Origin of the sequence: Brevibacterium atlanticum (assembly GCF_011617245.1) — a bacterium.
Classification (GTDB): domain Bacteria; phylum Actinomycetota; class Actinomycetes; order Actinomycetales; family Brevibacteriaceae; genus Brevibacterium; species Brevibacterium atlanticum.
This window is the reverse complement of record NZ_CP050152.1, coordinates 1393571-1414789: the sequence shown is the minus strand read 5'-3', so window position 1 is coordinate 1414789 and position 21219 is coordinate 1393571. Positions and strand designations below refer to the sequence as shown.

Annotated in this window: 29 protein-coding genes; 2 read left to right on the top strand and 27 right to left on the bottom strand. The window is 63.9% G+C overall.

The genetic code is table 11. The features are described 5' to 3' along the window. Positions 1-89: 89 nt before the first annotated feature. From rplO to rpsL, 24 genes are all read right to left on the bottom strand, one after another. Complete coding sequence (rplO, locus tag GUY23_RS06220) at positions 90-542, bottom strand: 50S ribosomal protein L15 (RefSeq protein ID WP_166970669.1); 453 nt, start codon at positions 540-542, stop codon at positions 90-92. A gap of 1 nt (position 543) precedes the next feature. Then, positions 544-726 (bottom strand): 50S ribosomal protein L30, encoded by a 183-nt coding sequence (gene rpmD / locus GUY23_RS06215; RefSeq protein ID WP_166970667.1) that lies wholly within the window; start codon positions 724-726, stop codon positions 544-546. Continuing rightward, positions 726-1400: a 30S ribosomal protein S5 gene (rpsE, locus tag GUY23_RS06210; RefSeq protein ID WP_228282763.1), complete on the bottom strand. Its 675-nt coding sequence runs from the start codon at positions 1398-1400 to the stop codon at positions 726-728. The genes rpmD and rpsE overlap by 1 nt, the downstream gene beginning before the upstream one ends. Continuing rightward, on the bottom strand, positions 1397-1777 hold the full coding sequence (gene rplR, locus GUY23_RS06205) for a 50S ribosomal protein L18 (RefSeq protein ID WP_166970665.1): 381 nt from the start codon (positions 1775-1777) through the stop codon (positions 1397-1399). Before rplR ends, rpsE begins: the two co-directional genes overlap by 4 nt. A gap of 2 nt (positions 1778-1779) precedes the next feature. Next, a complete protein-coding gene (gene rplF / locus GUY23_RS06200; protein WP_166970663.1) occupies positions 1780-2316 on the bottom strand; it encodes a 50S ribosomal protein L6 in 537 nt (178 codons plus the stop codon). A gap of 16 nt (positions 2317-2332) precedes the next feature. Then, the gene (rpsH, locus tag GUY23_RS06195) at positions 2333-2731 is read right to left on the bottom strand and encodes a 30S ribosomal protein S8 (RefSeq protein ID WP_166970661.1); all 399 of its coding nucleotides are present in this window, start codon (positions 2729-2731) and stop codon (positions 2333-2335) included. Positions 2732-2799: 68 nt separating this feature from the next. Further along, positions 2800-3369: a 50S ribosomal protein L5 gene (gene rplE, locus GUY23_RS06190; protein ID WP_166970659.1), complete on the bottom strand. Its 570-nt coding sequence runs from the start codon at positions 3367-3369 to the stop codon at positions 2800-2802. Continuing rightward, the gene (gene rplX, locus GUY23_RS06185) at positions 3369-3737 is read right to left on the bottom strand and encodes a 50S ribosomal protein L24 (RefSeq protein WP_166970657.1); all 369 of its coding nucleotides are present in this window, start codon (positions 3735-3737) and stop codon (positions 3369-3371) included. The genes rplE and rplX overlap by 1 nt, the downstream gene beginning before the upstream one ends. Positions 3738-3739: 2 nt before the next feature. Beyond that, entirely contained in the window at positions 3740-4108 is a 369-nt protein-coding gene (rplN, locus tag GUY23_RS06180) for a 50S ribosomal protein L14 (RefSeq protein WP_166970655.1), read from the bottom strand. A gap of 144 nt (positions 4109-4252) precedes the next feature. Beyond that, complete coding sequence (rpsQ, locus tag GUY23_RS06175) at positions 4253-4540, bottom strand: 30S ribosomal protein S17 (RefSeq protein ID WP_166970653.1); 288 nt, start codon at positions 4538-4540, stop codon at positions 4253-4255. Then, positions 4540-4791 carry a 50S ribosomal protein L29 gene (gene rpmC, locus GUY23_RS06170; protein WP_135537474.1) on the bottom strand — a complete coding sequence of 84 codons (252 nt, stop codon included), beginning with the start codon at positions 4789-4791 and terminating at the stop codon, positions 4540-4542. Before rpmC ends, rpsQ begins: the two co-directional genes overlap by 1 nt. A 2-nt stretch (positions 4792-4793) precedes the next feature. Then, entirely contained in the window at positions 4794-5210 is a 417-nt protein-coding gene (rplP, locus tag GUY23_RS06165; protein WP_166970651.1) for a 50S ribosomal protein L16, read from the bottom strand. A gap of 3 nt (positions 5211-5213) precedes the next feature. Beyond that, positions 5214-6029, bottom strand: a complete 816-nt coding sequence (gene rpsC, locus GUY23_RS06160; RefSeq protein WP_166970649.1) for a 30S ribosomal protein S3 — start codon at positions 6027-6029, stop codon at positions 5214-5216. Next, entirely contained in the window at positions 6029-6415 is a 387-nt protein-coding gene (gene rplV / locus GUY23_RS06155; protein ID WP_166970647.1) for a 50S ribosomal protein L22, read from the bottom strand. Before rplV ends, rpsC begins: the two co-directional genes overlap by 1 nt. Before the next feature lie 42 nt (positions 6416-6457). Then, positions 6458-6739: a 30S ribosomal protein S19 gene (gene rpsS / locus GUY23_RS06150; protein WP_135537125.1), complete on the bottom strand. Its 282-nt coding sequence runs from the start codon at positions 6737-6739 to the stop codon at positions 6458-6460. A gap of 15 nt (positions 6740-6754) precedes the next feature. After that, positions 6755-7591, bottom strand: coding sequence for a 50S ribosomal protein L2 (rplB, locus tag GUY23_RS06145; protein WP_166970645.1), 837 nt, complete (start codon positions 7589-7591; stop codon positions 6755-6757). A 30-nt stretch (positions 7592-7621) separates the two neighbouring features. Beyond that, positions 7622-7921 carry a 50S ribosomal protein L23 gene (rplW, locus tag GUY23_RS06140; protein WP_166970643.1) on the bottom strand — a complete coding sequence of 100 codons (300 nt, stop codon included), beginning with the start codon at positions 7919-7921 and terminating at the stop codon, positions 7622-7624. After that, on the bottom strand, positions 7918-8571 hold the full coding sequence (rplD, locus tag GUY23_RS06135) for a 50S ribosomal protein L4 (protein WP_166970641.1): 654 nt from the start codon (positions 8569-8571) through the stop codon (positions 7918-7920). The genes rplW and rplD overlap by 4 nt, the downstream gene beginning before the upstream one ends. Before the next feature lie 5 nt (positions 8572-8576). After that, positions 8577-9251: a 50S ribosomal protein L3 gene (gene rplC / locus GUY23_RS06130; RefSeq protein ID WP_166970639.1), complete on the bottom strand. Its 675-nt coding sequence runs from the start codon at positions 9249-9251 to the stop codon at positions 8577-8579. A gap of 11 nt (positions 9252-9262) precedes the next feature. Beyond that, the gene (gene rpsJ, locus GUY23_RS06125; protein WP_009379191.1) at positions 9263-9571 is read right to left on the bottom strand and encodes a 30S ribosomal protein S10; all 309 of its coding nucleotides are present in this window, start codon (positions 9569-9571) and stop codon (positions 9263-9265) included. A gap of 579 nt (positions 9572-10150) precedes the next feature. After that, positions 10151-11344 carry an elongation factor Tu gene (gene tuf / locus GUY23_RS06120; RefSeq protein WP_166970637.1) on the bottom strand — a complete coding sequence of 398 codons (1194 nt, stop codon included), beginning with the start codon at positions 11342-11344 and terminating at the stop codon, positions 10151-10153. Between the two features lie 116 nt (positions 11345-11460). Beyond that, positions 11461-13566, bottom strand: coding sequence for an elongation factor G (gene fusA, locus GUY23_RS06115; protein ID WP_166970635.1), 2106 nt, complete (start codon positions 13564-13566; stop codon positions 11461-11463). Positions 13567-13665: 99 nt separating this feature from the next. Next, on the bottom strand, positions 13666-14136 hold the full coding sequence (gene rpsG, locus GUY23_RS06110; RefSeq protein ID WP_166970633.1) for a 30S ribosomal protein S7: 471 nt from the start codon (positions 14134-14136) through the stop codon (positions 13666-13668). After that, positions 14136-14510 carry a 30S ribosomal protein S12 gene (rpsL, locus tag GUY23_RS06105; protein ID WP_166970631.1) on the bottom strand — a complete coding sequence of 125 codons (375 nt, stop codon included), beginning with the start codon at positions 14508-14510 and terminating at the stop codon, positions 14136-14138. The genes rpsG and rpsL overlap by 1 nt, the downstream gene beginning before the upstream one ends. A 518-nt stretch (positions 14511-15028) precedes the next feature. On the opposite strand from rpsL, the gene GUY23_RS06100 reads away from it, so the two are divergent. Beyond that, positions 15029-15505 carry a Fur family transcriptional regulator gene (locus GUY23_RS06100; protein WP_166970629.1) on the top strand — a complete coding sequence of 159 codons (477 nt, stop codon included), beginning with the start codon at positions 15029-15031 and terminating at the stop codon, positions 15503-15505. Between the two features lie 120 nt (positions 15506-15625). Beyond that, the gene (katG, locus tag GUY23_RS06095) at positions 15626-17833 is read left to right on the top strand and encodes a catalase/peroxidase HPI (RefSeq protein ID WP_166970627.1); all 2208 of its coding nucleotides are present in this window, start codon (positions 15626-15628) and stop codon (positions 17831-17833) included. 173 nt (positions 17834-18006) lie between these two features. Here katG and GUY23_RS06090 read toward each other — a convergent pair whose 3' ends face one another. From GUY23_RS06090 to GUY23_RS06080, 3 genes are all read right to left on the bottom strand, one after another. Further along, positions 18007-18798, bottom strand: a complete 792-nt coding sequence (locus GUY23_RS06090) for a hypothetical protein (RefSeq protein WP_166970625.1) — start codon at positions 18796-18798, stop codon at positions 18007-18009. A gap of 91 nt (positions 18799-18889) precedes the next feature. Continuing rightward, positions 18890-20500 (bottom strand): sensor histidine kinase, encoded by a 1611-nt coding sequence (locus tag GUY23_RS06085; RefSeq protein ID WP_166970623.1) that lies wholly within the window; start codon positions 20498-20500, stop codon positions 18890-18892. Next, entirely contained in the window at positions 20497-21213 is a 717-nt protein-coding gene (locus tag GUY23_RS06080) for a response regulator transcription factor (RefSeq protein WP_166970621.1), read from the bottom strand. The genes GUY23_RS06085 and GUY23_RS06080 overlap by 4 nt, the downstream gene beginning before the upstream one ends. Between the last annotated feature and the right edge of the window lie 6 nt (positions 21214-21219).

The following is a 21219-nucleotide window of genomic DNA, read 5'->3' as shown; positions in this document are numbered from 1 at the left end:
ATGCGCAGGCAGGTATGCAGAAGGGGGCGGTCACCTCTCGGTGACCGCCCCCTCAACCCGGAGCCTGGGACCCGCGCAGCGGGAACCGATCAGGCTACGGTGGTGCTTCCGCCTGCAGCAGTGATCTTCTCGGCTGCGGAGCCGGAGAACTTGTCTGCAGTGATGTTCAGGGCCACGGTGATCTCACCGGTGCCGAGGACCTTGACGGGCTGCTTCGGACGCACAGCACCCTTGGCCACGAGGTCGGCGACGGTGACGTCTCCGCCCTCGGGGAACAGTGCCGACAGCTTGTCGAGATTGACAACCTGGAACGTCACCTTGGCGGGGTTCTTGAACCCACGCAGCTTCGGCAGACGCATGTGCATCGGAGTCTGGCCGCCCTCGAAGCCGGCAGGAACCTGGTAGCGGGCCTTCGTGCCCTTGGTTCCGCGACCGGCGGTCTTGCCCTTCGAAGCCTCACCGCGACCCACGCGGGTCTTCGCGGTCTTGGCTCCGGGGGCCGGACGGAGATCGTGCAGCTTCAGCGAGTCGTTGTTCGACATATCAATCGACCTCTTCCACAGTCACGAGGTGACGCACGGTATTGATCATTCCCCGGATCTCGGGGCGATCTTCCTGCACCACGACGTCGTTGATCCGCTTGAGACCGAGCGAACGCAGCGTGTCACGCTGGTTCTGACGGCCACCGATGGCGGACTTGCGCTGAGTAACCTTGAGCTTTGCCATCAGGACTTCGCCCCACTTTCAGCAGCTGCGCGCAGCAATGCATGCGGAGCGACCTCGTCGACGGGGAGGCCGCGGCGAGCCGCGACTTCCTCAGGACGTTCGAGGTTCTTCAGCGCAGTGATCGCGGCGTGCACGATGTTGATTGCGTTCGACGAACCCAGCGACTTCGACAGGATGTCCTGGACACCCGCAGCGTCGAGGACCGCACGGACGGGTCCGCCGGCGATGACACCGGTACCGGGAGCGGCCGGACGCAGCAGGACGACGCCTGCGGCTTCCTCGCCCTGGACCGGGTGCGGGATGGTCTTCTGGATGCGCGGGACGCGGAAGAAGTTCTTCTTCGCCTCCTCGACACCCTTGGCGATGGCGGCAGGAACTTCCTTCGCCTTGCCGTATCCCATGCCGACCATGCCGTCGCCGTCTCCGACCACGACGAGAGCCGTGAACGAGAAACGACGTCCGCCCTTGACGACCTTGGACACGCGGTTGATCGTCACGACATGTTCGATGAACTGGTTCTTGTCGTCACGGTCGTTGCGACCGCCGCGTCCACGGCCTTCACCGCGTCCACGACCCTGGCCGCCCTGTCCGCGGCCGCGGGAGGAACGGTCACCGCTGTTGTCATTGCTGGTCTCAGCAGTCGCCTGCTGATCCTTGTTCTCTTCAGTGCTCATAGGGCCAATCCTCCTTCACGGGCACCTTCGGCGATTGCCTGCACACGGCCGTGGTAGGCGTTGCCTCCACGGTCGAAGACGACGGCTTCGATTCCGGCGTCCTTGGCGCGCTGGGCCACCAGCTCGCCCACCTTGCGGGCCTTGCCGGTCTTGTCGCCTTCGAATGTCCGCAGGTCGGCTTCCATGGTGGAGGCCGAGACCAGGGTCTTGCCGACGGTGTCGTCGATGACCTGGACGAAGACGTGGCGCGTGGAACGAGTCACTGAGAGGCGAGGGCGCTCGGCCGTTCCGCTCACGTGCTTGCGCAGACGAACGTGACGACGCTTGCGAGCAGCAGCCCTGCCCTTGCCGTAGCTTTCCTTCTTGCCAAAGGCCATCTTTACTTACCAGCCTTTCCGACCTTGCGACGGACGTTTTCGCCGGCGTAGCGCACACCCTTGCCCTTGTAGGGTTCAGGTTTGCGCAGCTTCCGGATGTTGGCAGCGGTCTCGCCGACGAGCTGCTTGTCGATTCCGTGGACAGCGACCTTCGTCTGACCGTCGACGCTGAAGGAGATTCCCTCCGGCGGTTCGACGACGATGGGGTGGCTGTAGCCGAGGGCGAACTCGAGGTTCGATCCCTTGGCCAGGACACGGTAACCGGTTCCGACGATCTCGAGGGCCTTCGAGTAGCCTTCGGTCACACCGACGATCATGTTGTTGATGAGCGTGCGGGACAGTCCGTGCAGCGAACGCGATTCGCGCTCTTCGTCCGGACGGGCCACGGTGATGACACCGTCGTCGAGCGATACGGTGATCGGTTCGGCGATGGTGACGGACAGCTCGCCCTTCGGTCCCTTGACGGCGACGTTCTGGCCGTCGACGTTGACCTCGACGCCGCTGGGAACGGAGATCGGGTTCTTGCCAATACGTGACATCTTCTTCTCTCCTTCCTTACCAGACGTAGGCGAGGACTTCCCCACCCACACCCTTCTTGGCGGCCTGACGGTCAGTCAGGAGACCTGACGACGTCGACAGAATGGCGATGCCGAGGCCACCGAGAACCTTGGGCAGGTTTGTGGACTTCGCGTAGACGCGCAGTCCCGGCTTCGACACACGGCGCAGACCGGCGATGGAACGTTCCCGGTTCGGTCCGAACTTGAGGTCCAGCAGGAGGGTCTTTCCGACCTCGGCGTCTTCGACGCTCCAGTCGGTGATGTAGCCCTCAGCCTTCAGGATCTCGGCGATGTTCGACTTGAGCTTCGAGAACGGCATGCTGACGTCCTCGTGGTAAGCCGAGTTGGCGTTGCGCAGACGCGTAAGCATGTCTGCGACTGGATCAGTCATTGTCATTTGGGCACTTGCCCTTCCTCGTTACGGTTTCCGCCCACATGTGCGTGCTTGGACCTGCAACGTAGAGATTATTTTGTCTTGAACGGGAACCCGAGGTGACGCAGCAGGGCACGTCCCTCATCGTCGGTCGTCGCCGTGGTGACCACGGTGATGTCCATGCCGCGGACGCGGTCGATCTTGTCCTGATCGATCTCGTGGAACATCGACTGCTCGGTGAGACCGAAGGTGTAGTTGCCGTTTCCGTCGAACTGGCGGTCCGAGAGTCCGCGGAAGTCGCGGATACGCGGCAGAGCCAGGGTGATGACGCGATCGATGAACTCCCACATCCGGGCTCCGCGCATGGTCACGTGGGCGCCGATGGGCTGGCCCTCGCGCAGCTTGAACTGAGCGATGGACTTGCGAGCCCGGGTCACGACCGGCTTCTGACCGGTGATCAGAGTGAGGTCGTTGATGGCGCCTTCGATGAGCTTGGAATCGCGCGCGGCGTCACCCACACCCATGTTCACGACGACCTTGGTCAGTCCGGGAACCTGCATGGGGTTGGCGTAGCCGAATTCATCCTGCAGCTTCGCAACGATCTCTTCGCGGTAAACCTGCTTGAGACGCGGTGCGGGACGGCTGGTGGTTGTTTCCGTCATCAGATCTCCTCCCCGGTGCGACGCGAGTAGCGAACCCGAACGGTCTTGGTGCGACCGTCACGCTCGACGCTCTCCTCGCGGTATCCGACGCGGGTGGGCTTGTTGTCCTTGGGGTCAACGAGCGCCACGTTGGACACGTGGATGGGGGCTTCGTGAGTCTCACGGCCACCAGCGGTGCCGCCGGCCTGAGTCTGCGTAGCCTTCTTGTGCTTGATCACGCGGTTGACGCCCTCAACGAGGACGCGGTTGCGTTCGGGGTAGACGGCAAGGACCTTGCCCTGCTTACCGCGATCGCCGCCGCGTGAGGCGCGAGCGCCTGCGATCACCTGGACGAGGTCGCCCTTCTTGATCTTGAGCTTGTTCGCCATGCTCACAACACCTCCGGTGCCAGGGAGACGATCTTCATGAACTTCTTGTCGCGGAGTTCGCGTCCCACGGGCCCGAAGATACGGGTTCCGCGCGGCTCCCCTTCGTTCTTGAGGATGACAGCTGCATTCTCGTCGAACTTGATGTAGGAGCCGTCGGGACGACGGCGTTCCTTGGCGGTGCGAACGATGACGGCCTTGACCACGTCGCCCTTCTTCACGTTTCCGCCGGGGATTGCGTCCTTGACGGTTGCCACGATGGTGTCACCGATCGAGGCGTAGCGCCGACCGGAGCCACCCAGGATCCTGATGGCCAGGATCTGCTTGGCGCCAGTGTTGTCGGCGACTTTGAGTCGCGACTCTTGCTGAATCACTATTTTCTCCTGTCGTCGCGCCGGTTCTCACACGCACGCATGAGCCTTGCGGAACGGATTCATTGACATTTCACCCCGTTCCCGGTAGCCGCCCGCAGCCTGATGCAGGCGACGGGCGGGACCGGGTGGGAGGGGCGGCGTTGGCTACTTGGCGCGCTCGATGATCTCGGCGAGCCGCCAACGCTTCGCGGCCGAAAGAGGCCGCGTCTCGGCCACGAGGACGAAATCGCCGATTCCGGCGGTGTTCTCCTCATCGTGGACCTTGTACTTGACCGACTTGCGCATGACCTTGCCGTAGAGGCGGTGCTTCATGCGCTCCTCGACCTCGACGACGATGGTCTTGTCCATCTTGTCGGATACAACGTAGCCACGTGCGGTCTTGCGGGTGTTGCGCTCCGCAGCATTGGCCTCAGTGTTCGTGGTCTCCGCCATCACTTGCCCTCTTCCTTAGCATCAGCGGGGTTCGGACGGATGTCCAGCTCCCGCTCGTTGAGCACGGTGTAGATACGAGCGATGTCGCGACGCACGGCCTTGAGGCGACCGTGGCTCTCCAGCTGGCCGGTGGCCGACTGGAAACGCAGGTTGAACAGCTCGGCCTTGGCCTTCTTGAGCTCTTCGAGCAGACGCTCGTTGTCGAAACCGTCCAGTGCGTCGATGGAAAGGTTCTTCGAACCGATTGCCATTCTCACTCACCACCTTCGCGGGCCACGATGCGGGCCTTCAGCGGAAGCTTGTGGATCGCCAGGCGCAGGGCCTCACGAGCAACTTCCTCGGACACACCGGCGAGTTCGAACATAACCCGACCCGGCTTGACATTGGCAACCCACCACTCGGGCGAACCCTTACCGGAACCCATGCGGGTCTCGGCAGGCTTCTTCGTCAGGGGGTTGTCGGGGTAGATGTTGATCCACACCTTGCCGCCGCGCTTGATGTAGCGGGTCATGGCAATACGTGCGGCCTCGATCTGCCGGTTGGTGACGTAGGCGGGCTCGAGAGCCTGGATGCCGTAGTCACCGAAGGACACCGTCGTGCCTCCCTTGGCGGCGCCGCCCCGACGGGGGTGGTGCTGCTTGCGGAATTTCACTCGACGAGGGATCAACATGTCTCAGCCCTCCGATCCGGCCTCAGCCGCGGGGGCTTCGGCGTTGTTCTCTGTGGTACGGGCCTGGTCGCCGCGGCGCGGAGCGCCTTCCTGACCACGTCCGCGGCCGCCACGACCGCGCCCACGGCCACGAGGGCCACGAGCAGCAGGAGCCTTGGCCTGCTCGGCGGCAAGCTCCTTGTCGGTCAGGTCGCCCTTGTAGATCCACACCTTGACGCCGATGCGTCCGAAGGTGGTGTGGGCTTCGTGGAAACCGAAATCGATGTTCGCACGCAGGGTGTGCAGGGGCACACGTCCTTCGCGATAGAACTCGGAACGGCTCATCTCAGCACCGCCGAGGCGGCCCGAGCACTGCACGCGGATGCCCTTGGCACCTGCACGCTGAGCGCTCTGGATCGCCTTGCGCATCGCGCGGCGGAAGGCCACGCGGCTGGCGAGCTGCTCGGCAACACCCTGCGCGACGAGCTGTGCGTCGACCTCAGGGTTCTTCACCTCAAGGATGTTGAGCTGAATCTGCTTGCCGGTGAGCTTCTCGAGCTGACCGCGGATGCGATCGGCTTCGGCTCCGCGACGTCCGATGACGATGCCCGGACGTGCGGTGTGGATGTCGACGCGGACACGGTCACGCGTGCGCTCGATGTTGACCTTCGAGATGCCGGCCCGCTCGAGGCCGGTGTTCATCATCTGGCGGATCTTGACATCTTCGAGCACGTAGTCCTTGTAGCGCTGCCCCGGCTTGGTCGAGTCAGCGAACCACTTCGACTTGTGATCCGTGGTGATTCCGAGTCGGAATCCGTTCGGATTGATCTTCTGGCCCATTAGCGGTTCCCCTTCCGGCTCTTACGCTGAGGCAGGTCGTCACCGCTGGCCAGGACCACGGTCACGTGGCTGGTGCGCTTCTCAATGCGAAACGCACGACCCTGGGCACGCGGACGGAACCGCTTCATGGTCGGCCCCTCATCCACGAAGGCTTCGGAGATGACCAGTTCGTTCTCGTCGAACGCAACGCCTTCCTCGTCGGCCCGGACACGCGCATTGGCGATGCCGGAGGCCACGAGCTTGTAAATCGGATCTGATGCCGACTGTTCTGCAAACTTCAACACTGCAAGTGCTTCGGTCGCCTGCTGACCACGAATGAGGTCGACGACGCGCCGAGCCTTGCGAGGCGTAACGCGCAGGTAACGCGCCTTAGCCTTGGCTTCCATCGCTTCCTTCTCTCTTATCTAGGATCGAAAGAGTGCCCCGCCTCAGCGGCGGCGACCCTTGCGATCGTCCTTTTCGTGGCCACGGAACGTCCGTGTCGGTGCGAACTCGCCGAGCTTGTGTCCGACCATCGACTCAGTGATGAAGACGGGGACATGCTTGCGTCCGTCATGTACTGCGATGGTGTGTCCCAGGAAGTCCGGGATGATCATCGAGCGACGAGACCAGGTTTTGATGACATTTTTGGTGTTCTTCTCGTTCTGACGAGCCACCTTCTGGTAGAGGTGTTCGTCGACGAAAGGACCCTTTTTGAGGCTACGAGGCATAAGTCAGTACTCCAATCAGCGCTTCTTGCCGGTCCGGCGACGGCGCACGATGTACTTGTCGCTCTCTTTGTTCGGCCGGCGTGTGCGGCCCTCTGGCTGACCCCACGGGCTGACCGGGTGACGACCACCCGAAGTACGGCCCTCGCCACCGCCGTGCGGGTGGTCGATCGGGTTCATCACGACACCGCGGACGGTCGGGCGCTTGCCCTTCCAACGCATACGGCCTGCCTTGCCCCAGCTGATGTTCGACTGCTCGGCATTGCCGACCTCACCGACGGTCGCACGGCAGCGCGCGTCGACGTTGCGGATTTCGCCCGAAGGCATCCGCAGCTGCGCGAACCGACCGTACTTGGCCACCAGCTGCACGGAGGAACCGGCGGAGCGCGCGATCTTGGCACCGCCGCCGGGACGCATCTCGACAGCGTGCACAACGGTACCGACTGGGATGTTGCGCAGGGCAAGGTTGTTGCCCGGCTTGATGTCTGCACCCGGGCCGGCCTCGACCTGCGCACCCTGCTTGAGGTTGTGCGGGGCGATGATGTAGCGCTTCTCTCCGTCTGCGTAGTGCAGCAGAGCGATGCGAGCCGTACGGTTCGGGTCGTATTCGATGTGTGCGACCTTCGCCGGAACGCCATCCTTGTCATGGCGGCGGAAGTCGATGACACGGTACTGACGCTTATGACCGCCGCCCTGGTGGCGAGTGGTCACGCGTCCCTGACTGTTGCGGCCGCCGCGCTTGGGCAGCGGACGCAGAAGCGACTTCTCCGGTGTAGACCGGGTCACTTCGACGAAGTCGGCGACCGACGAGCCACGGCGGCCCGGAGTCGTCGGCTTGTGCTTACGGATTCCCATGAGTCTTTTCCTTCTTTGACGAAGGATCGCTTAGAGCGATCCACCGAAGATGTCGATCGATCCGTCCTTGAGGGCGACAATGGCACGCTTGGTGTCCTTGCGCTTTCCCCAACCGGTGCGGGTGCGGCGGCGCTTGCCCTGACGGTTCAGGGTGTTGACCTTGGCGACCTGCACATCGAAGATCGATTCAATGGCGTGCTTGATCTCGGTTTTGTTCGAGTTCTGATCGACGATGAAGGTGTACTTGCCCTCGTCCATCAGGCTGTAGGTCTTCTCCGAGACGACCGGAGCGACGATGATGTCGCGCGGGTCCTTGAAGTTCAGACTCATGATGCGTCCTCCGATTTGCGGTTGCCGCTCAGGAACGACTGCAGAGCTGCCTCGGTGAACACGATGTCATCGGCGAGCAGCACATCGTAGGTGTTGAGCTGATCGGAGGTGAGCACGTGGACGTGGGGCAGGTTGCGCACGCTCAGGTAGGTGAGCTCGTCGTCACGGTCGAGCACCACGAGGGTGTTCTTGCGGTCGGACAGGCCGGCCAGTGCGGCCTTCGCCTGCTTGGTCGACGGCGTATCGCCGGTGACCAGGTTCTTCATCACGAAGACCTGATCCAGGCGTGCACGATCAGACAGAGCACCGCGCAGAGCAGCGGCCTTCATCTTCTTGGGGGTCCGCTGCGAGTAGTCGCGCGGGACCGGTCCGTGCACGATTCCGCCGCCGTTGTACTGGGGAGCGCGGATCGAACCCTGACGGGCGTTGCCGGTTCCCTTCTGGCGGTAGGGCTTGCGACCGCCGCCGCGAACCTCGGAGCGGGTCTTCGTCTTGTGCGTACCCTGACGGGCCGCAGCCAGCTGCGCAACGACGACCTGGTGGATCAGCGGCACGTTGGCTGGCACGCCGAAGATCTCGGCGGGCAGGTCAACGGATCCGGCCTTGGCACCGGCGGCGTCGATGACGTCGACTGTCTTGACATCAGTCATTTCGTTCAGGCCTCCTTCACGGCCGAGCGAACGAGGACGACTCCACCCTTGGGGCCGGGAACGGCGCCCTTGATGAGCAGGAAGTTGTTCTCGCTGTCCACGGCGTGGATCGTGAGGTTCTGGGTCGTGTGCTTGACAGCGCCCATACGGCCCGCCATGCGCATACCCTTGAACACGCGGCCCGGGGTCGCGGCTCCGCCGATCGACCCTGGCTTGCGGTGATTGCGGTGCTGACCGTGGGAGGCACCGACACCGGAGAAGCCGTGACGCTTCATGACACCGGCGGTTCCCTTGCCCTTGGTCTTCGCGGTCACATCGACCTTGATTCCGGCGTCGAACGTGTCGACTCCGAGTTCCTGGCCGAGCGCGTAGTCAGCAGCGTCTGCAGTGCGCAGCTCGACGAGGTGGCGACGCGGGGTCACGCCGGCCTTCTCGAAGTGGCCTGCGGTCGGCTTGTTGACCTTACGCGGATCGATCTCGCCGAACGCGATCTGCACAGCGGGGTAACCATCGGTTTCCTCGTTGCGGATCTGCGTGACGACGTTGTTTCCGGTGGCCACAACGGTCACCGGCACGAGGTTGTTCTGCTCATCCCAGACCTGGGTCATGCCCAGCTTGGTTCCCAGAAGGCCCTTGACCTTGCGGGTGGTCGGGAGAGCGGATGAACGAGTGTTCGCCATTGCTGCCTCCCTTAGAGCTTGATCTCGATGTTGACGTCGTCAGCGAGGTCGAGACGCATGAGCGAATCGACGGCCTTCGGCGTCGGATCGACGATGTCGATCAGACGCTTGTGCGTGCGCATTTCGAAATGCTCACGGCTGTCCTTGTACTTGTGCGGCGAACGGATGACGCAGTACACGTTCTTCTCCGTCGGCAACGGCACGGGGCCCACAACAGTCGCACCTGCGCGAGTGACGGTGTCCACGATCTTGCGTGCGGCACTGTCGATCACAGCGTGGTCGTACGACTTGAGCCGGATGCGGATCTTCTGTCCCGCCATGGCGTCGTCTCTTTCTTCAGTAACTTCCGGCCATCAACCTGCAGAGCATCTGGGATGTCTGCGGTCTGTGCCGGCTGACCATGACCGACCCCCGAGGTCGGGCGTGTCGACTGATCCTGGCGGAGAAATTCTCACTTCTCGCCTGAACGCCGACGGCGCTTCTACTCATTGGCTGCTCGGTCCGAACCCGCTTGATGCAGATTCATCGATCCGATAGTGTTCCGGGCTGTTCGCGGTATCGCTACCGCAGTGCAGGGGTCAACGCCCAAAACGCAACCTCACTATCTTGTCACATAGCACTTCACCCGCGCAATTCCGGGGTGCAGGCTTGTGAGCGATCTCTCAGGGCAACGCACAGGCGTCACTCCCCCGGTCATCGCGCAGCGCCCTTCCACTGCTTCGAATGTCACCGTCTATTGGAAAGGCCCGCGTGCTGCCACGCGTGCACTTCCGACATGCAGTAGCGCGCATCTGCTGCCGGAGGGCGCAAGTACAGCCTGCGCAATGCTTCCAAACAGACCGAGGGCCGCAACCCTCGAAAGGATTGCGGCCCTCGGCTCTGGTACTCAGTGAGTCAGATCAGGCAACGATCTTGGTGACTCGACCGGCGCCGACGGTGCGGCCGCCCTCGCGGATGGCGAAGCGGAGGCCGTCCTCCATGGCGATCGGCTGGATGAGCTCGACCGACATGTCGGTGTTGTCGCCGGGCATGACCATCTCGGTGCCCTCGGGCAGCGTGATGACGCCGGTGACGTCCGTGGTCCGGAAGTAGAACTGCGGACGGTAGTTCGAGTAGAACGGGTTGTGACGTCCGCCCTCGTCCTTGCTCAGGATGTAGACCTGGGCTTCGAACTTGGTGTGCGGGGTGATCGAACCCGGCTTCACGATGACCTGACCGCGTTCAACGTCTTCGCGCTTGGTGCCGCGCAGAAGCAGACCGACGTTCTCACCTGCGCGAGCATCCGGCAGGGTCTTGCGGAACATCTCGATAGCGGTGACGGTCGTCTTGGACGACTTCTCCTTGATGCCGACGATTTCGATTTCGTCGTTCGGCAACAGGACGCCGCGCTCGACACGACCGGTGACGACGGTTCCACGACCGGTGATCGTGAAGACGTCCTCGACGGGCATGAGGAACGGCTTGTCAACGTCGCGCTCCGGCTCCGGAACGTTGTCGTCGACGGCGGCCATGAGTTCCTGGACGCTCTTGATCCACTTCTCGTCGCCTTCGAGGGCCTTGAGAGCGGACACCTGGACGACGGGAGCGTTGTCCCCGTCGAACTCCTGGCTCGAGAGCAGGTCGCGAACCTCGAATTCGACGAGCTCGAGGAGCTCCTCGTCTTCGACCATGTCGGACTTGTTCAGAGCCACGACGATGTAGGGAACGCCGACCTGACGAGCGAGCAGCACGTGCTCACGGGTCTGCGGCATCGGACCATCGGTGGCGGCAACGACGAGGATGGCGCCGTCCATCTGTGCAGCACCGGTGATCATGTTCTTCACGTAGTCGGCGTGACCCGGGGCGTCGACGTGAGCGTAGTGACGCTTCTCCGTCTGGTATTCAACGTGCGAGACGTTGATGGTGATGCCGCGCTCCTTCTCCTCAGGTGCGTTGTCCACCTGGTCGAAGGCGCGAGCCTCATTGAGATCCGGGTACTGATCCGCCAGGACCTTGGTGATCGCGGCGGTCAGGGTGGTCTTTCCGTGGTCAACGTGGCCGATGGTGCCGATGTTGACGTGCGGCTTAGTCCGTTCGAAACTAGCCTTTGCCACTGGGTTCCTCCTCGTGGTTGTCAAAAGATATGCGGTACATATCTTAGACCTTCTGTTGGTTATCTTTCATTCCGGTGAACATGTTCTTGATCACCGGGGCGACCGGATTCCGGAGATTACTCTCCGCCGCGCACCTTCTGGATGATCTCCTCGGCAACAGCCTTCGGGACCTCCGCATAGCTGGAGAAAGTCATCGAGTACACCGCACGGCCCTGGGTCTTCGACCGCAGATCACCGATGTAACCGAACATCTCCGACAGCGGGACCACAGCCTTGACGACCTTCACACCGGAAGCATCGTCCATCGACTGAATCTGGCCACGCCGGGAATTCAGGTCGCCGATGACGTCACCCATGTATTCCTCAGGGGTGCGCACCTCGACGTCCATGACCGGTTCGAGAAGAACCGGGTTCGCCTTCCTGACGGCCTCCTTGAGGACCATCGATCCGGCGATCTTGAATGCCATCTCCGAAGAGTCGACATCGTGGTAGGCACCGTCGACCAGTGTGGCCTTGATGCCGACCAGCGGGTAACCGGCGAGGACACCGAGCTGCATGGCGTCCTGGATGCCGTCATCGACGCTCGGAATGTACTCGCGCGGAACGCGTCCGCCGGTGATGGCATTCTCGAACTCATAAATCGTATCGCCTTCGACCTCGAGCGGTTCGAAGGTGACCTGGACCTTCGCGAACTGTCCCGATCCACCCGTCTGCTTCTTGTGGGTGTAGTCGTACTTCTCGACAGTGCGGCGAATGGTCTCGCGGTAGGCGACCTGCGGCTTGCCCACGTTGGCCTCGACCTTGAACTCGCGACGCATGCGGTCGACGAGGATGTCGAGGTGGAGTTCGCCCATGCCGCGGATGACGGTCTGGCCGGTCTCCGCGTCGAGCTCGACCTGGTAGGTCGGGTCTTCCTTGACGAACTTCTGGATGGCCGAGGACAGCTTCTCCTGGTCGCTCTTCGTCTTCGGCTCGATGGCCACGGAGATGACAGGCTCCGGGAAGGTCATCGACTCGAGGGCGATCGGGTTCGCAGGATCGCAGAGGGTGTCACCGGTGGTGGTGTCCTTGAGACCGATGAAGGCGTAGATGTGGCCGGCGAAGGCCTCTTCCACAGGGTTCTCCTTGTTGGAGTGCATCTGGAAGAGCTTGCCGACGCGTTCCTTCTTGCCCGAGGTGGTGTTGAGCACCTGCTCACCGGACTTGACCTGGCCGGAGTAGACGCGCACGTAGGTGAGCGCACCGAAGAACGGGTGCGATGCGACCTTGAACGCGAGAGCCGAGAACGGCTCGTCCTTCGCAGGCTTGCGGGTGAGCTCCTCTTCCTCGTTGCTCGGGTTGTGCCCGATCATCGGGGGAACGTCGAGCGGCGAGGGCAGGTAGTCGATGACCGCGTCGAGCATGGGCTGGACGCCCTTGTTCTTGTATGCGGAACCGCACATGACCGGGAAGGCCTCGGAGTTGATGACGAGTTCGCGGATGCCCGCCTTGATCTCGTCCACCGTGAGCTCTTCGCCGTCGAGGTACTTCTCCATGAGCGCTTCCGTGCTCTCGGCGACGTCTTCGACGAGCTGCGCACGGTACTCTTCGGCCTTGGCCTGCAGATCCGCGGGGATCTCGACCTCGGTCATGTCCTGACCCATCTTCGACTCGTCGGGCCAGGTGTAGGCCTTCATCTTCAGCAGGTCGACGACACCGGCGAATTCGCTCTCGGCGCCGATCGGCAGCTGGATGACCAGCGGCTTGGCACCGAGGCGGTCCTTGATGGTCTGCACGGTGAAGTAGAAGTCAGCACCGAGCTTGTCCATCTTGTTGACGAAGCACACGCGCGGGACGTCGTACTTGTCGGCCTGACGCCAGACCGTCTCCGACTGCGGCTCCACGCCCTCCTTGCCGTCGAACACTGCGACGGCGCCGTCGAGGACGCGCAGCGAGCGCTCGACCTCGACGGTGAAGTCGACGTGGCCGGGGGTGTCGATGATGTTGATCTGGTTGTCGTGCCAGTAGCAGGTCGTCGCGGCCGACGTGATCGTGATGCCGCGTTCCTTCTCCTGATCCATCCAGTCCATCGTGCCGGCGCCGTCGTGGGTCTCGCCCATCTTGTAGTTCACACCTGTGTAGAAGAGGATGCGTTCGGTCGTAGTGGTCTTACCGGCATCGATGTGGGCCATGATGCCGATGTTGCGGACCTTGTTCAGGTCGGTGAGCACGTCAAGTGCCACGGTGTCTCTCTCTCTTCGATGATTTGCTCGACTCCCCCGAGCTTATCGGCCGGCAGATGCCGCGGAGGATGTCCGCCGGCCGAACAGCAGGGAAGGCGATTACCAGCGGTAGTGGGCGAAGGCCTTGTTGGACTCGGCCATCTTGTGAGTGTCCTCGCGGCGCTTGACTGCGGCGCCGAGGCCGTTGCCGGCATCGAGGATCTCATTCATGAGTCGTTCGGTCATGGTCTTCTCGCGACGCTGACGGGCGTAGCCCACCAGCCAGCGGAGGGCCAGGGTGGTCGAACGAGTCGGGCGAACATCCACCGGCACCTGGTAGGTCGCTCCGCCGACGCGGCGGGAGCGGACCTCGAGGGACGGACGGATGTTGTCGAGAGCCTTCTTCAGGTTGACAACGGGGTCGTTGCCGTTCTTCTCGCGGGTGCCTTCGAGGGCACCGTAGACGATCCGCTCTGCGGTCGAGCGCTTGCCGTCGAGCAGGATCTTGTTGATCAGCTGCGTGACGAGCGGTGAGCTGAAGACCGGGTCAACGACGATCGGTCGCTTGGGTGCAGGACCTTTGCGTGGCATTACTTCTTCTCCCTCTTCGCACCGTACTTGCTGCGGGCCTGCTGACGGCCCTTGACACCCTGGGTGTCGAGCGAACCGCGAACGATCCGGTAGCGAACACCGGGCAGATCCTTGACGCGGCCACCGCGCACGAGCACGATCGAGTGCTCCTGCAGGTTGTGTCCCTCGCCCGGGATGTAGGCGGTCACCTCGATCTGGCTCGAAAGCTTGACACGAGCGACCTTGCGAAGAGCCGAGTTCGGCTTCTTGGGGGTAGTGGTGTACACACGGGTGCACACTCCCCGACGCTGCGGGCTGCCCTTGAGGGCAGGAGCGTCGGATCCTGCTGATTTCACATGCCGTCCCTTGCGGACGAGCTGCTGGATTGTCGGCACTAAGCGTTCTCCATTTGCTTCTCGATAGACCTAATTCCCAATTCCGGCCACGACCGCAGTCATGTCTGTGAACCGTGGGACATATCCGACTGAACATCAGGTGAAGCTCGGCTCCCGATGCCAGTAACCACGCGGTCATTCGTACCCTGCGCTCGGGTGTGTCGCGCAGACACGTCCCGACAGAGTCGATTTCCCGGCGGCCTGCATCATCGAATTCTCACAAGGGGCCCGAGCCTCACAGATCGCTCGGCAGGATCATCCGACGACGCAGATAACACAATCAGTCGCTTAACAGAATATCTCTCTTCCGCGCGTCTGGTCAAAATCGTCGACGAACCACCCTACCCCATCGACCGCGCTCCCCCACGCGCACAACCGATCGCACGTCCACACTCCCGGGTCGTGAAGGTCTTCGCCTCGGCGATCACCTCGGCGGACATTCTCACACCCGGGGCCACCTCAGCGGACGTCATCACGCTTTCCTTGACTGATTCAAAAGAAGCAGGCATCCTTATGGTGTGAACGGGACGAATCATGGACATGTCGAGGAGCCTGCCGCAGCCCTGCGGCAGACCTCTCTGCGTGTGACGAAACAGCGGGTCGCCGTGCTCGAGGCCGTGCGGGATCATCCTCACGCGGACACCGAGTCCGTCATCCGCTCCGTCCGCGTGTCGCTGCCGACGGTCTCTCATCAGGCCGTCTACGACTCGCTCCACACTCTCACGGAGGTCGGGCTGCTGCGCTGCATCCAGCCGTCGGGTTCGGTGGCTCGATATGAGCGGCGAATCGGGGACAACCATCACCACCTCGTGTGTCGGTCCTGCGGTCTCATCGTCGATGTCGACTGCACGGTCGGACACGCACCGTGTCTGGTTCCCTCTCATGATGCCGGCTTCCGCGTCGAGGCGGCCGAGGTGACCTTCTGGGGCCTGTGCCCCGACTGCGCGGACTCCGGTTCCGCAGCGGACACCGACAGCCATGCCTCGGCTGTGTGAGACCAGTGCTTCGTTCATGCCATCCCTCTCCTCGCGGGGAGACACCTGTGTCCTCTCTGCGAGGTCAGCCTTCGTCGTCAAACGGGTCGCTGAAGCCGACCCGACTGTGAAAGGAACACGATGACCGACACGACCACCGGCGGCTGCCCAGTCGTCCACACGAGTTCGGAGCCGACACAGGCTTCGGACTCGGACAACCTGGTCAACCCCACCCAGGGCGATTCCAACGCCCAGTGGTGGCCCAACCGTCTCAACCTCAAGATCCTCGCGAAGGGTCAGCCGGCGCGCGATCCCATGGATCCCGACTTCGACTACGACGCCGAATTCAACAGCCTCGACTACTACCAGCTCAAGGCCGACATCGAAGAGCTGCAGAAGACCAACTCCGACTGGTGGTCGGCGGATTTCGGGCACTACGGCCCCTTCATGATCCGCATGGCCTGGCACTCGGCCGGCACGTACCGCGTGCAGGACGGCCGCGGCGGCGGCGGTGAAGGACAGCAGCGCTTCGCTCCGCTGAACTCCTGGCCGGACAACGTCTCGCTCGACAAGGCCCGCCGTCTGCTGTGGCCGGTGAAGAAGAAGTACGGCAAGAAGATCTCCTGGGCCGACCTCTTCATCCTCGCCGGAAACGTCGCCCTCGAGTCGATGGGCTTCAAGACCTTCGGCTTCGCCGGCGGACGCAAGGACGTCTGGGAGCCCGACAACGACGTGTACTGGGGCTCGGAGACCGAATGGCTCGGCACCGACAAGCGCTACGTCGGCAACCGCGAACTGCAGAAGCCGCTGGCCGCAACGACCATGGGCCTCATCTACGTCAACCCCGAGGGTCCCGAGGGCGAGCCGGATCCGCTCAAGGCCGCGATCGACATCCGCGAGACCTTCGGCCGGATGGCGATGAACGACGAGGAGACCGTCGCCCTCATCGCCGGCGGACACACCTTCGGCAAGACCCACGGAGCCGGACCCGAATCGCACAAGGGCGCCGATCCCGAGGCCGCACCGCTTGAGGAGCAGGGACTCGGCTGGAAGTCCGACTTCGGCACCGGACAGGGCAATGACTCGATCGGTTCGGGCATCGAGGTCACCTGGACCTACCACCCGACCCGGTGGGACAACGAGTTCTTCCACATCCTCTTCGCCTATGAGTGGGAAGTCTTCGAGAACGAAGGCGGACACCTGCAGTGGCGTCCGAAGGACGGCGGCGGAGACGACATGGTGCCGATGGCCCAGGGCGACGAACGCCGCGAGCCGCGCATGCTCACCACCGACCTGTCCCTGCGCTTCGACCCGATCTACGGAGAGATCTCCCGGAAGTTCAAGGACGATCAGAAGGCCTTCGAAGACGCCTTCGCCCGTGCCTGGTTCAAACTCACCCACCGTGACATGGGACCGTCCACCCGCTACCTCGGCCCCGAGGTTCCGAACGAGGAGCTCATCTGGCAGGATCCGGTCCCGGCCGGCACCCAGCTCGACGAGGCACAGCTCGCCGCTGTGAAGGCCGCGGTCCGGGATTCCGGTCTCACCGTCTCCCAGCTGGTCTCGACCACCTGGGCAGCTGCGTCCTCGCATCGCGTCTCCGACATGCGCGGCGGCGTCAACGGCGGTCGCCTGCGCCTCGAGCCGCAGCGCAGCTGGGAGGCCAATGAGCCGGCCAAGCTCGCCGAGGTGCTCCCGGTGCTCGAGGGCATCGCCGAGTCGACCGGTGCTTCCTTCGCCGATGTCGTCGCCATCGCCGGTGCCGTCGGCATCGAAACCGCTGCGGCTGCCGCCGGTCACGCGATCACCGTGCCCGTGTCCACGGGTCGCGGCGACGCCACCCAGGAGCAGACCGACGTCGAGTCATTCAACTACCTGGAGCCGACACACGACGGATTCCGCAACTACCTCACCGAGGATCTGCCGCTCAAGGCCGAGTACCTGCTTCTCGACAAGGCCAGCCTGCTCGGTCTCACTCCTCCGGAGCTGACCGTCCTCATCGGCGGTCTGCGCGTGCTCGGTGCGAACTTCGAGGACTCCGACCTCGGCGTGTTCACCAACCGTCCGGGTGAACTGACGAACGACTTCTTCGTCAACCTCCTCGAGCTCGGCAACGTCTGGAAGCCGATCGGCGACTCGGAGACGGCAAACGTCTACGAGTGCTTCTCCCCCGAGGGCGAGAAGCTGTGGTCCGGCAGCCGCGTCGACCTGCTCTTCGGTGCGAACTCCGAACTGCGGGCCATCGCCGAGGTCTACGGCTCCGATGATGCCGGCGAGAAGTTCGTCGCCGACTTCGTCAAGGCCTGGAGCAAGGTCGTCGAGGCCGATCGCTTCGATCTCCACCGCTGAACCGCATGATGATCTCTGAGAACTGAGAGGTCCTCGGATTCACAGCACGATGCCCCCACCGATTGCGGTGGGGGCATCGTCGTATCCGGGTGAACCGTGGCAGCCAGGCCGGCTGGGAACCGGCCCGGCTGGGAACCAGTCCGGCGGGGAACCAGTCCTGTTGGGGACTGGGTTCACTCGTCCCGATTGAGGACGGCGAAGCCGGTGAAGATCTGCTCGAAGTGGGTGACAGCGGAGTTGTCGACCGTCGCATCGCCGCTGCGCGCCGAGGTGGTGTCCACGGTCGAATCCGACCCGTCGGAGTCCCCACCGGAGTCCGCGTCAGTGCCGGAGTCCGAATCGGTGCCGTCTTGTGCGGTGCCGTCGGTTCCGCTCCCACTCGAATTCGTTCCGTCCGACGAGCTTCCGTTCGAGCCGGAGCCGTTCTGATCACCCGGCATGCCGTTGGATTGACCACCGGGCATGCCGCCCCCGTCCGACTGTCCGCCCGGCATGCCTCCGCCGCCCTGTTGGCCGCCGTTCTGAGTGCCTCCGCCCTGCTGTCCGCCCATGCCACCAGGTCCGTTCTGGCCCCCGGGACCCTGACTCGTCCCCGAATCGTTCGACGCGATGGCCGCCGAGGCGCCGATCGCTCCTCCGGCGAGTCCGCCGACGACGAACAGTGCCGAACCGGCCAGCACCGCGGGGACCAGTGGGACACGGCGCTTCTGCTTCCGCGGACCCGCTGTGGTTCCGAACTGTGCGGTCTGTGCGGGCGCACCGTAGGGGTTCGCCCAGGGCCGCGACCCTGCAGAGCCCTCGGAGCGTGGGTCGGGCACCGACCGGGAGGCATGGTCGGAAGTCTGGGTGCCGCTCTCGCCGGGGTTCTGGCTGGGGTTCTCGCCGGGGACCTGGCCGGAGTTCTGGCCAGCGTGCTGATTCTGATTGGGGTTCTCGTTCTGATTGGGGTTCTGGTTCTCGGTCATGAAATCTCCTCTGGTGATCGGTGATTCCACTGTCGGACCCCGTGCTGTAGCCCTTCCCAGTCGTACCTGTGGTCAGCCTGTGCGATTCGGCTCAGGCGACGGGCAGTCGCAGTTCGAAGGTCGTTCCCGAGTCCGTGCTCGACATCGCGATGCTGCCGTGCATGAGGTCGACGAGGCCGGCTGCGATCGCGAGCCCCAGCCCAGAGGATCCGCCCTTGGCGCCGTCCTGCCGTGCCCGCGAGGGATCCCCCCGGACGAAGCGGTCGAAGACCCTGTCGCGGATATCAGGCGGAATGCCCGGCCCATCGTCGCTGATGCGGATCGCCACGACATCGCTGGGCAGCTGCCCCGAGACCGGCTTGTGCGTCGCCTGCGCCTCGATGTGCACCCTGGTGCCCGGAGGCGTGTGCACACAGGCGTTCGTGAGGACGATCGACACGACCCGGCGCACCTGGCCGACCTCGCCGCGCACCTCGAGAGCCTCCGGCGGGACGTCGAGTGAGATCGAATGGTCGGGGTTGACCACATGGGCGTCCTCGACGAGCTCGATGAGCAGGGAGGAGACATCGACGGTGTCCTCACTCGTCGGCTGACGGCCGGCTTCGAGTCGTGCGAGGAGCAGAAGGTCGTCGACCAAGGAGGACATCCGCATCGCTCCGGAATCGATCTTGCCCAAGGAGGTGGCCACCTCGGCGGGCAGATCGTTGCGGTACGGGCGGGTGAGATCGGCCCAGCCGCGGATCGTCGCGATCGGAGTGCGCAGCTCATGAGAGGCGTCGGCGACGAAGCGTCGCATCTGCTCCGTGCCCCGATAGCGCTCCTCGAGGGCGGACCCGACATGGTCGAGCATCCGGTTGACCGAGGCGCCCACGTCGCCGACCTCCGTGCCCGGAACCGCGAGTTCGGAGGGGACCCTGAGCGCGAGCTCGGGTTCGCCGGCACTGAGCTCGAGGTCGGTGACCTCCCGCGCGGTGCGGGCGACCTCCCTTAGGTCGCGCAGCTGCCGGTGGATGATCACGGCCATGAGCGCGGCCGTGGCGAGGACGCCGATGAGGACGACGAACGCGGTCGTCCACGCGGTGCGCTCAAGAGCACCGTCGACATTGCCCTGGGGGACCCCGTACACGGTGGTGGTTCCTCCGTCGTCGAAGGCCACGACCCGGTAGGAGCCGAATCCGGGCACCCGCACGGACTCGTGGGCGGACGCACTTCCGCCGTGATCACTGTCTCCGGACGCGCCGCCGTCGGACGCACTGCTTCCGGAGGCACTGCCGTCGGACACGCCACCGCCGGTTTCGACGTCGAGCAGGGCGTCGATGGCCGCCGCGGACAGGGCCCGCGGTCGGCTCAGCCCCGCCTCGGCGATGAGCCCCTCTCCCCCGTCGCCGGAGTCGACGACGACGAGAGCACCATCGCCGACACCCGGTTGGAAGAGATAGCGCAGAGCCGAATCGACAGCCGCCGACGATTCGTCACCCCCATCCGAGGTTCCCGGATTCCCGGTCGCCCCGGGGCCCGCGCCGGGCCCGTCGCCCGAACGCGCATGCGAGGTCATCGACGTCAGCTGTGCATCGAGGTCGGACATGAGCGAGCCGCGCACGCTCAGCCAAGAGGCGGTGCCGATCCCGGCCCCGACGAGGAGGAGGACGAGGCCGGCGAGGACGATGAGCCTCGTCTGCAGTCGCCACCGACGCAGGGTCACTGCTCCGCCCGCAGGATGTATCCGGCTCCGCGCTTGGTGTGGAAGAGGCTCGGCAGCTCCGGGAACGGAGTGTCGATCTTCTTGCGCAGGTAGGAGACGTAGAGTTCGACGATGTTGCCGTTGCCCCCGAAGTCGTAGTCCCACACCCGGTCGAGGATCTGGGCCTTTGAGAGCACCACCCGCGGATTGCGCATGAACAGCAGCAGCACCTCGTATTCGCGGGCGGTGAGTTCGATCGGCTGACCGGCGCGGGTGACCTCGTGGGAGCGCTCGTCGAGTTCGAGGTCACCCACGCGCAGGACGTCGTCCTCGTCGACCGGAGCGGCCGAGGCTCCACGGCGCAGACGCACCTCGATGCGGGCGATGACCTCATCGAGGTTGAACGGCTTCGTCACATAGTCGTCCCCGCCCAGCCGCAGGCCCGTCAGCCGATCGTCGACCTCGTCGCGGGCGGAGAGGAAGACGACAGGAGTGTCGATTCCCTCACCGCGGATCTTCTCGATCACGGCGAACCCGTCGAGGTCGGGCAGCATGACGTCGAGGACGATGGCGTCGAAGTGTTCGCTCCTGGCCAGCGTCACGGCCTCACGGCCGGTGCCGACCCCTTCGGCTTCCCAGCCCCTGACGTGGCAGGCCATGACGAGGAGTTCGGAGAGGTTCGCTTCGTCGTCGACGATGAGGATGCGCGCCGGCGGATTCGCTGTCGGGTTCATAGCTCG

Bases quoted from the DNA above. Each gene is read 5' to 3' on its own strand.
- rplO (WP_166970669.1), bottom strand. From the start codon at position 542: ATGTCGAACAACGACTCGCTGAAGCTGCACGATCTCCGTCCGGCCCCC.
- rpmD (WP_166970667.1), bottom strand. From the start codon at position 726: ATGGCAAAGCTCAAGGTTACTCAGCGCAAGTCCGCCATCGGTGGCCGT.
- rpsE (WP_228282763.1), bottom strand. From the start codon at position 1,400: ATGAGCACTGAAGAGAACAAGGATCAGCAGGCGACTGCTGAGACCAGC.
- rplR (WP_166970665.1), bottom strand. From the start codon at position 1,777: ATGGCCTTTGGCAAGAAGGAAAGCTACGGCAAGGGCAGGGCTGCTGCT.
- rplF (WP_166970663.1), bottom strand. From the start codon at position 2,316: ATGTCACGTATTGGCAAGAACCCGATCTCCGTTCCCAGCGGCGTCGAG.
- rpsH (WP_166970661.1), bottom strand. From the start codon at position 2,731: ATGACAATGACTGATCCAGTCGCAGACATGCTTACGCGTCTGCGCAAC.
- rplE (WP_166970659.1), bottom strand. From the start codon at position 3,369: ATGACGGAAACAACCACCAGCCGTCCCGCACCGCGTCTCAAGCAGGTT.
- rplX (WP_166970657.1), bottom strand. From the start codon at position 3,737: ATGGCGAACAAGCTCAAGATCAAGAAGGGCGACCTCGTCCAGGTGATC.
- rpsQ (WP_166970653.1), bottom strand. From the start codon at position 4,540: ATGGCGGAGACCACGAACACTGAGGCCAATGCTGCGGAGCGCAACACC.
- rpmC (WP_135537474.1), bottom strand. From the start codon at position 4,791: ATGGCAATCGGTTCGAAGAACCTTTCCATCGACGCACTGGACGGTTTC.
- rplP (WP_166970651.1), bottom strand. From the start codon at position 5,210: ATGTTGATCCCTCGTCGAGTGAAATTCCGCAAGCAGCACCACCCCCGT.
- rpsC (WP_166970649.1), bottom strand. From the start codon at position 6,029: ATGGGCCAGAAGATCAATCCGAACGGATTCCGACTCGGAATCACCACG.
- rplV (WP_166970647.1), bottom strand. From the start codon at position 6,415: ATGGAAGCCAAGGCTAAGGCGCGTTACCTGCGCGTTACGCCTCGCAAG.
- rpsS (WP_135537125.1), bottom strand. From the start codon at position 6,739: ATGCCTCGTAGCCTCAAAAAGGGTCCTTTCGTCGACGAACACCTCTAC.
- rplB (WP_166970645.1), bottom strand. From the start codon at position 7,591: ATGGGAATCCGTAAGCACAAGCCGACGACTCCGGGCCGCCGTGGCTCG.
- rplW (WP_166970643.1), bottom strand. From the start codon at position 7,921: ATGAGTCTGAACTTCAAGGACCCGCGCGACATCATCGTCGCTCCGGTC.
- rplD (WP_166970641.1), bottom strand. From the start codon at position 8,571: ATGACTGATGTCAAGACAGTCGACGTCATCGACGCCGCCGGTGCCAAG.
- rplC (WP_166970639.1), bottom strand. From the start codon at position 9,251: ATGGCGAACACTCGTTCATCCGCTCTCCCGACCACCCGCAAGGTCAAG.
- rpsJ (WP_009379191.1), bottom strand. From the start codon at position 9,571: ATGGCGGGACAGAAGATCCGCATCCGGCTCAAGTCGTACGACCACGCT.
- rpsG (WP_166970633.1), bottom strand. From the start codon at position 14,136: ATGCCACGCAAAGGTCCTGCACCCAAGCGACCGATCGTCGTTGACCCG.
- katG (WP_166970627.1), top strand. From the start codon at position 15,626: ATGACCGACACGACCACCGGCGGCTGCCCAGTCGTCCACACGAGTTCG.
- GUY23_RS06090 (WP_166970625.1), bottom strand. From the start codon at position 18,798: ATGACCGAGAACCAGAACCCCAATCAGAACGAGAACCCCAATCAGAAT.
- GUY23_RS06080 (WP_166970621.1), bottom strand. From the start codon at position 21,213: ATGAACCCGACAGCGAATCCGCCGGCGCGCATCCTCATCGTCGACGAC.